Source organism: Streptomyces scabichelini, from assembly GCF_011045015.1.
GTDB lineage: Bacteria > Actinomycetota > Actinomycetes > Streptomycetales > Streptomycetaceae > Streptomyces > Streptomyces scabichelini.
Window position 1 is genome coordinate 1 of sequence record NZ_JAAKZY010000367.1, and the last position, 5,485, is coordinate 5,485.

Sequence of the window (5,485 nt, forward strand, 5' to 3'; positions counted from 1 at the left end):
GGGGGGTGGGTAGGTAGGTGCGGAAAGCGTGAACACCGAGGGTCACGTTGTCCTTTGACCGCTCAGACGAGCAGCGTTTGGACGCGGCGGGGAGAAATGTTCACGCTTTCCGTGACCGGTATGTATGCGCGGGCGGGTGAATGCCGATGGGTGGAGCGCCTTCGGTTGGGAGGGCACGCTGGGTTGGGTTGTGCGGCGGAGGGCCAGGCCTCCGGATGGGAGACGGCCCCAATCTGCGCCCATCCCCATCCGGACGGTCTCACCGCCGCGGGCCGCCCTTTGGGCGCGCCGCACCTGAGGGGCGACGAGCTGTGTTCAGGAGGCGGACGGCCCCAATGTGGCATCCGTGCGGGGGGCGCCGGGCCGGGGTTCCTTGAGCTCGATGAACATGGAATGGGTGGCCGTCTGGCCCACATTGCGGCCCTGGTGCTCCTGCGCGTCCAGCCAGCGGACCTGTCCCGCCTCCAGGGCGACCGGGACGTCTCGGCCTCCGGCCGAGATCACTCGCTGGAACGAGGAGAGGGTCACCATGACGGTGTCCGGATGGGCATGCCGGTGCGTCGCATCGCCCGGCGTATCGCGGTACTCGAGCACCCGCACACGTTCGTTCTCCCACAAGACCCGGTACAGCTGCGGGTCGGTGACCACAGGGTCATTCATGGGACTAACGTACCATGACGGCATGGCAGTACCATATGAGTCGACGGGGCGAATCCGGCAGAAGCAGCGCACTCGCGACGCCCTCGTCGAGGCCGCCCGATCCCTGCTGGAGAGCGGACACACCCCGACCGTGGAACAGTCGGCTGACGCCGCCGGCATCTCCCGTACCACGGCCTACCGTTACTTCCCGAACCAGAGACACCTGCTCCTGGCTGCGATGCCGACCATCGACCGGCCCAGCCTGCTCGACCAGGACGCACCCGAGGACGTCCACGCCCGCCTCGACCTGGTCATCGCCGAGCAGACGCAGATCTTGCGCAAGTGGGAGCCGCAACTGCGAGCCGCGCTGCGGCTGTCCCTGGATCAGGAACCACAGACGCCGCGCGACGCCCGCCCAGTGCTGCGACAAGGCAGGGCCATCGCATGGATCGAGGACGCCCTGGCACCGCTGGCTGAGTCGCACCCGCACGTCGACCGCAGACGACTCGCTGTCGCTATTCGCGCCGGCTGCGGAATCGAGTCCTGGGTCTGGATGGTGGACATCGCCGGTGTGTCACAGGTGGAGGCCGCAACCCTCATGCGGGAGTCAGCACAAGCTCTGCTGGCCGCTGCCCTGGCACAACCCGGCGAAGCTTCCCGGTCACAACGGTCACAACGGTCACAGCGGTCACAGGACTAGCGGGCGGCCCTCACGTTCACTTGAGAGCCAGCGCCACGATTACTCCGCTACGGCGCCGATGAAGTCCGTCCAGGCCGCCGCACCGATCACCAGCACGGGCCCGTCCGTGACCTTGCTGTCCCGGACGGGGACGATGCCGGGGACTCCGTCGGCCACCTCGACGCAGTCCTCCCCGCCGCTGCCGCCGCTGTGGCTGCTCTTGCGCCAGCGGGCGGTACCCGGGAAGTCGTACGCGACCTCGACGCACGACTCGCCGTCCTCGCCGCCGCTGTAACTGCTCTTGCGCCAGCGGGCGTTGCTCAGGTCGTACTCGCGCATCGTCTGTAGTCCTCCGCCACCGATTCGATCAGGGCCAGGGACGCCTCCGGCGACAGAGCAGCGCCCCTGAGGAGATCGTAATACCCCTGGATGCGCTTCACGACGGCTGGATCGTCCAGCAGGTTCCCCGAAAGCACGCCCTCTGTATAGGCAGTTGGCGGGGCGTCCTCGAACTCCATGAGCGTCATCATCTTGCCCATGGTCGGGTGCGCTCCGGCCGAGAACGGGAGCACCTGCACCAGCAGCATGCGCTTGCGGATCATCGCCGCGATGTGGTCCAACTGGGCTGCCATGGCGCCCGGCCCGCCGACCGGGACACGGAGTGCAGTTTCGTGCAGGGCTGCCCAATACACGGGCCGTGTAGCGTCCCTGAGGATCGGAGCCCGGTCCATACGGGCCCTGACCATCTCCTCGATGTACGCCTCCGATGCGAGCGGTTTGCTGGCCAGGTAGAGCGCGCGGGCGTACTCAGGGGTTTGCAGGAGTCCCGGGACCACCGTAGGCGCCCAGTCACAGATGCTGGTTGCCAGCTGCTCCAACTCCACCACGTGCGCGAAGTACGTATATGGCTGCTCCTTGATGAGCTTTCGCCAAAGCCTCTCGAAAAAGCCGTCGGTTTGTAGCAGCTCATCGATTCGTTGCGCCACATCCAACTGCGGCTTCCGAATAGCCTGTTCGAATTGCCCAATGTAGCCGCCCGACACAAAAACGCGAGAACCCAACTCCGCCTGAGTGAATCCGGCCTCCTCCCGCCGCCGTTTCAGCTCCGTGCCGAAGAACTCCCAAGCCGCCTGCCGGGAACCATTGGCCATGGCCAACCCCCTTGTACTGCACCGTCGTTGCTGAGCGTAGAGGTCTTCCGAGTCTAAGCGGCCAGCGCCATCTTGGAGATGAAAAGCGTGAAACCCAAAAGCAAGGGGAGCACCGAGATGGCTGACTATGAAGGTCGCGGCGCACGGCACTCGGCGGCATGCGTCGAGGAGGCGGAGGAAACGTTGAAAGAGTTGCGCACAGCACTCGCGAACGCAGGAATTAAGTTGCCGACACTCCGGATCGACCCGGCAAGTTTGGCGCGGGAGACGCCTTGTCGGCTCATCGAATTGGGGCGGTGTTCCGTCGAGACGGCGGCACGGCTGGCGGCGGTGATCCGGTGAGGCCGCCGATCGGGGCGTACGCCTTCGACACGAAGACGGGGAAGGTGGGCGTGGTGATGGGGCACGAGGGACCCTACGTACAGCTCAGACCGATCGGCGGCGGGCGCGAGTGGGACTGCGAGCCGGGCTCGGTCCGCACGGCCACCCAAGCGGAACGGCTCCGCGCGGCTACGGCGTACGCGAACGCACGCAGCCGCGGGGAGGTCCCTTGAAGGGTCACAGGTGGTAGTCGTGTGGAGATCGGCGTGACATAGGGTGCGGGCGCATGGCGATATGGAACCCGATACGGAACCTTCGCAAGCCGAAGGCGGCTCGCAAGTACCCCGTTCCGCTCACCATGCACCAGCTGTGGATGGTGTCGCTGAGTGCGCCGGTCAGCAGGGACCGGGACGCCTCGCGGACGACCCTGTACCCCTTCACCCGCATCGACGACGAGAAGGCTCGGCGGTGGCTGGCCGACCAGTGGGAGATCACCTCGCGTGAGGCGCTGGCCGGCCGGCTCGACGGGCTTTCGCGGACCGGTTACCGCATGAGGGCGCGGCAGCGGCTCGGCGTCGAACCGCTGGCGTGGGACGCGGCGCTGTACGTGGACATCTCCCGGCGGGGCTTCGCGTGCGGGCTGCTGAGCGAGGCCGAGGCGTGGACAGCGCTCAAGAACATCGTGCCGGCGGTGGTGCGGTCGTACGGCTCCTGGAAGGAGTACGCCGAGCACTATCTGCTGGGGCGGATGGTCTGGCGCGAGGGCCTCCAGGCGGCGCGGGACGCGGACCTCCCCGCGCCGCAGGAGGTGTCCGACGCCCACCTGCAGTCCCTCCTGGACCCGATGAACAAGGCCAGCCCCTGGAACCTGGCCCCTTGGGAGGCGATCAGCCACCCCGACCGCACCCGCTGACTCCGTACGCGAGAATGGACCCCATGGGTATGGGCTGCGGGGGCGCGCGATGAGTCTCTTCCGGGACGACGGGGTCGTCCTGCGGACGCAGAAGCTGGGCGAAGCGGACCGCATCATCACGTTGCTCACGCGCGGGCACGGGCGCGTGCGGGCCGTGGCTCGTGGAGTACGGCGTACGAAGTCGAAGTTCGGGGCGCGGCTCGAACCGTTCTCGCATGTGGACGTGCAGTTCTTCGCGCGGGGGAGCGAGCTGGTGGGGCGCGGGCTGCCGCTGTGCACGCAGAGCGAGACGATCGCTCCGTACGGTGGCGGGATCGTGAGCGACTACGCCCGCTACACCGCCGGGACGGCCATGCTGGAGACGGCCGAGCGGTTCACCGATCATGAGGGTGAGCCGGCCGTGCAGCAGTATCTGCTGCTGGTCGGCGGGCTGCGGACGCTGGCCCGCGGCGAGCACGAGCCGCATCTCGTCCTCGACGCCTTTCTGCTGCGGTCCCTCGCCGTGAACGGTTACGCGCCCAGTTTCAGTGCCTGCGCGAAGTGCGGGATGGCGGGACCGAACCGGTTCTTCTCGGTCGCCGCGGGAGGTTCCGTCTGCGGGGACTGCCGGGTGCCCGGCAGCGTCGTACCCTCGGCGGGAGCCCTCGAACTGCTCGGCGCGCTGCTGACGGGGGACTGGGCCACGGCGGACGCGTGCGAGTCGCGGTACGTCAGGGAGGGCAGCGGGCTGGTGTCGGCCTATCTGCACTGGCATCTGGAGCGCGGGCTGCGCTCGCTGCGATACGTGGAGAAGCAGCCGTACGTGGCGAAACAGCCGTCCATAGAGAAACAGCCGTAAACAGTCGTAAACGGCCTTATACAAGGAAACCTGAGGAGACGAGAAGCACATGGTGGTACGCGGGATCCTGGGGCGCCAGCGCCGCGAGTACAAGACGCCGGAGCCGCACCCGTCCGGTGCCCGCGCGCCGAAGCTCCCCGGTGAGCTGATCCCGAACCATGTGGCGATCGTCATGGACGGGAACGGACGGTGGGCCAAGGAGCGGGGGCTGCCGCGTACCGAGGGGCACCGGGTCGGTGAGGGCGTCGTTCTCGACGTTCTCAAGGGCTGCATCGAGATGGGTGTCAAGAACCTGTCCCTGTACGCGTTCTCGACGGAGAACTGGAAGCGGTCGCCGGAGGAGGTCCGCTTCCTGATGAACTTCAACCGTGACGTGATCCGGCGTCGGCGTGACGAGATGGACGAACTGGGGATCCGGATCCGCTGGGTCGGCCGTATGCCCAAGCTGTGGAAGTCCGTCGTGCAGGAGCTCCAGGTCGCTCAGGAGCAGACGAAGCGGAACGATGCGATGACGCTGTACTTCTGCGTGAACTATGGCGGGCGGGCGGAACTCGCAGACGCGGCGAAGGCGCTGGCCGCGGATGTCGCCTCCGGCAAGCTCGATCCGGAGAAGGTCACCGAGAAGACCGTTCAGAAGTACCTGTACTACCCGGATATGCCGGACGTCGATCTCTTCCTCCGCCCGAGTGGTGAGCAGCGCACGTCCAACTATCTGATCTGGCAGTCCAGTTATGCCGAGATGGTGTTCCAGGATGTGTTGTGGCCGGACTTCGATCGTCGTGATCTGTGGCGGGCGTGTGTCGAGTACGCCCAGCGTGACAGGCGTTTCGGGGGTGCGGTCCCGAACGAGGATCTGCTGGCGATGGAGCAGGCGATGAAGGGCCGGCCCGAGAACGGTTGATCGCCCCCGCCGCCCCTACCCGTCCCATCCCTGGGGCTGCGCC

9 protein-coding genes are annotated in these 5,485 nt (G+C 67.0%); 6 read left to right on the forward strand and 3 right to left on the reverse strand.

Annotated elements, in window-relative coordinates:
- Window positions 1-315: 315 nt before the first annotated feature.
- Window positions 316-660, reverse strand: coding sequence for a cupin domain-containing protein (locus G5C60_RS49165; protein WP_165270567.1), 345 nt, complete (start codon window positions 658-660; stop codon window positions 316-318).
- Window positions 661-682: 22 nt separating this feature from the next.
- Here G5C60_RS49165 and G5C60_RS49170 point away from each other — a divergent pair, with 22 nt between their 5' ends.
- The gene (locus G5C60_RS49170) at window positions 683-1,339 is read left to right on the forward strand and encodes a TetR/AcrR family transcriptional regulator (RefSeq protein ID WP_165270569.1); all 657 of its coding nucleotides are present in this window, start codon (window positions 683-685) and stop codon (window positions 1,337-1,339) included.
- A gap of 39 nt (window positions 1,340-1,378) precedes the next feature.
- On the opposite strand, the gene G5C60_RS49175 is transcribed toward G5C60_RS49170, so the two are convergent.
- Both G5C60_RS49175 and G5C60_RS49180 read right to left on the reverse strand, forming a co-directional pair.
- On the reverse strand, window positions 1,379-1,657 hold the full coding sequence (locus G5C60_RS49175; RefSeq protein WP_165270571.1) for a DUF397 domain-containing protein: 279 nt from the start codon (window positions 1,655-1,657) through the stop codon (window positions 1,379-1,381).
- On the reverse strand, window positions 1,639-2,469 hold the full coding sequence (locus tag G5C60_RS49180; RefSeq protein ID WP_165270573.1) for a helix-turn-helix domain-containing protein: 831 nt from the start codon (window positions 2,467-2,469) through the stop codon (window positions 1,639-1,641). Before G5C60_RS49180 ends, G5C60_RS49175 begins: the two co-directional genes overlap by 19 nt.
- A gap of 78 nt (window positions 2,470-2,547) precedes the next feature.
- Here G5C60_RS49180 and G5C60_RS49185 point away from each other — a divergent pair, with 78 nt between their 5' ends.
- From G5C60_RS49185 to G5C60_RS49205, 5 genes are read left to right on the forward strand one after another with little or no spacing between them, the layout of a single operon-like run.
- The gene (locus tag G5C60_RS49185) at window positions 2,548-2,811 is read left to right on the forward strand and encodes a hypothetical protein (RefSeq protein WP_420907487.1); all 264 of its coding nucleotides are present in this window, start codon (window positions 2,548-2,550) and stop codon (window positions 2,809-2,811) included.
- Window positions 2,808-3,023, forward strand: coding sequence for a hypothetical protein (locus G5C60_RS52920; protein ID WP_165270575.1), 216 nt, complete (start codon window positions 2,808-2,810; stop codon window positions 3,021-3,023). Before G5C60_RS49185 ends, G5C60_RS52920 begins: the two co-directional genes overlap by 4 nt.
- A gap of 53 nt (window positions 3,024-3,076) precedes the next feature.
- A complete protein-coding gene (locus tag G5C60_RS49195) occupies window positions 3,077-3,703 on the forward strand; it encodes a DUF1266 domain-containing protein (protein WP_241267630.1) in 627 nt (208 codons plus the stop codon).
- Between the two features lie 49 nt (window positions 3,704-3,752).
- Window positions 3,753-4,541: a DNA repair protein RecO gene (recO, locus tag G5C60_RS49200; protein ID WP_165270577.1), complete on the forward strand. Its 789-nt coding sequence runs from the start codon at window positions 3,753-3,755 to the stop codon at window positions 4,539-4,541.
- A gap of 49 nt (window positions 4,542-4,590) precedes the next feature.
- Window positions 4,591-5,442 (forward strand): isoprenyl transferase, encoded by an 852-nt coding sequence (locus G5C60_RS49205; protein ID WP_165270579.1) that lies wholly within the window; start codon window positions 4,591-4,593, stop codon window positions 5,440-5,442.
- Window positions 5,443-5,485: the final 43 nt, after the last annotated feature.

Excerpts from the sequence above, each read along its gene's own strand:
- G5C60_RS49170 (WP_165270569.1), top strand. The coding sequence starts at position 683 with ATGGCAGTACCATATGAGTCGACGGGGCGAATCCGGCAGAAGCAGCGC.
- G5C60_RS49205 (WP_165270579.1), top strand. The coding sequence starts at position 4,591 with ATGGTGGTACGCGGGATCCTGGGGCGCCAGCGCCGCGAGTACAAGACG.
- G5C60_RS49180 (WP_165270573.1), bottom strand. The coding sequence starts at position 2,469 with ATGGCCAATGGTTCCCGGCAGGCGGCTTGGGAGTTCTTCGGCACGGAG.
- G5C60_RS49185 (WP_420907487.1), top strand. The coding sequence starts at position 2,548 with ATGAAAAGCGTGAAACCCAAAAGCAAGGGGAGCACCGAGATGGCTGAC.
- recO (WP_165270577.1), top strand. The coding sequence starts at position 3,753 with ATGAGTCTCTTCCGGGACGACGGGGTCGTCCTGCGGACGCAGAAGCTG.
- G5C60_RS49195 (WP_241267630.1), top strand. The coding sequence starts at position 3,077 with ATGGCGATATGGAACCCGATACGGAACCTTCGCAAGCCGAAGGCGGCT.
- G5C60_RS49175 (WP_165270571.1), bottom strand. The coding sequence starts at position 1,657 with ATGCGCGAGTACGACCTGAGCAACGCCCGCTGGCGCAAGAGCAGTTAC.
- G5C60_RS49165 (WP_165270567.1), bottom strand. The coding sequence starts at position 660 with ATGAATGACCCTGTGGTCACCGACCCGCAGCTGTACCGGGTCTTGTGG.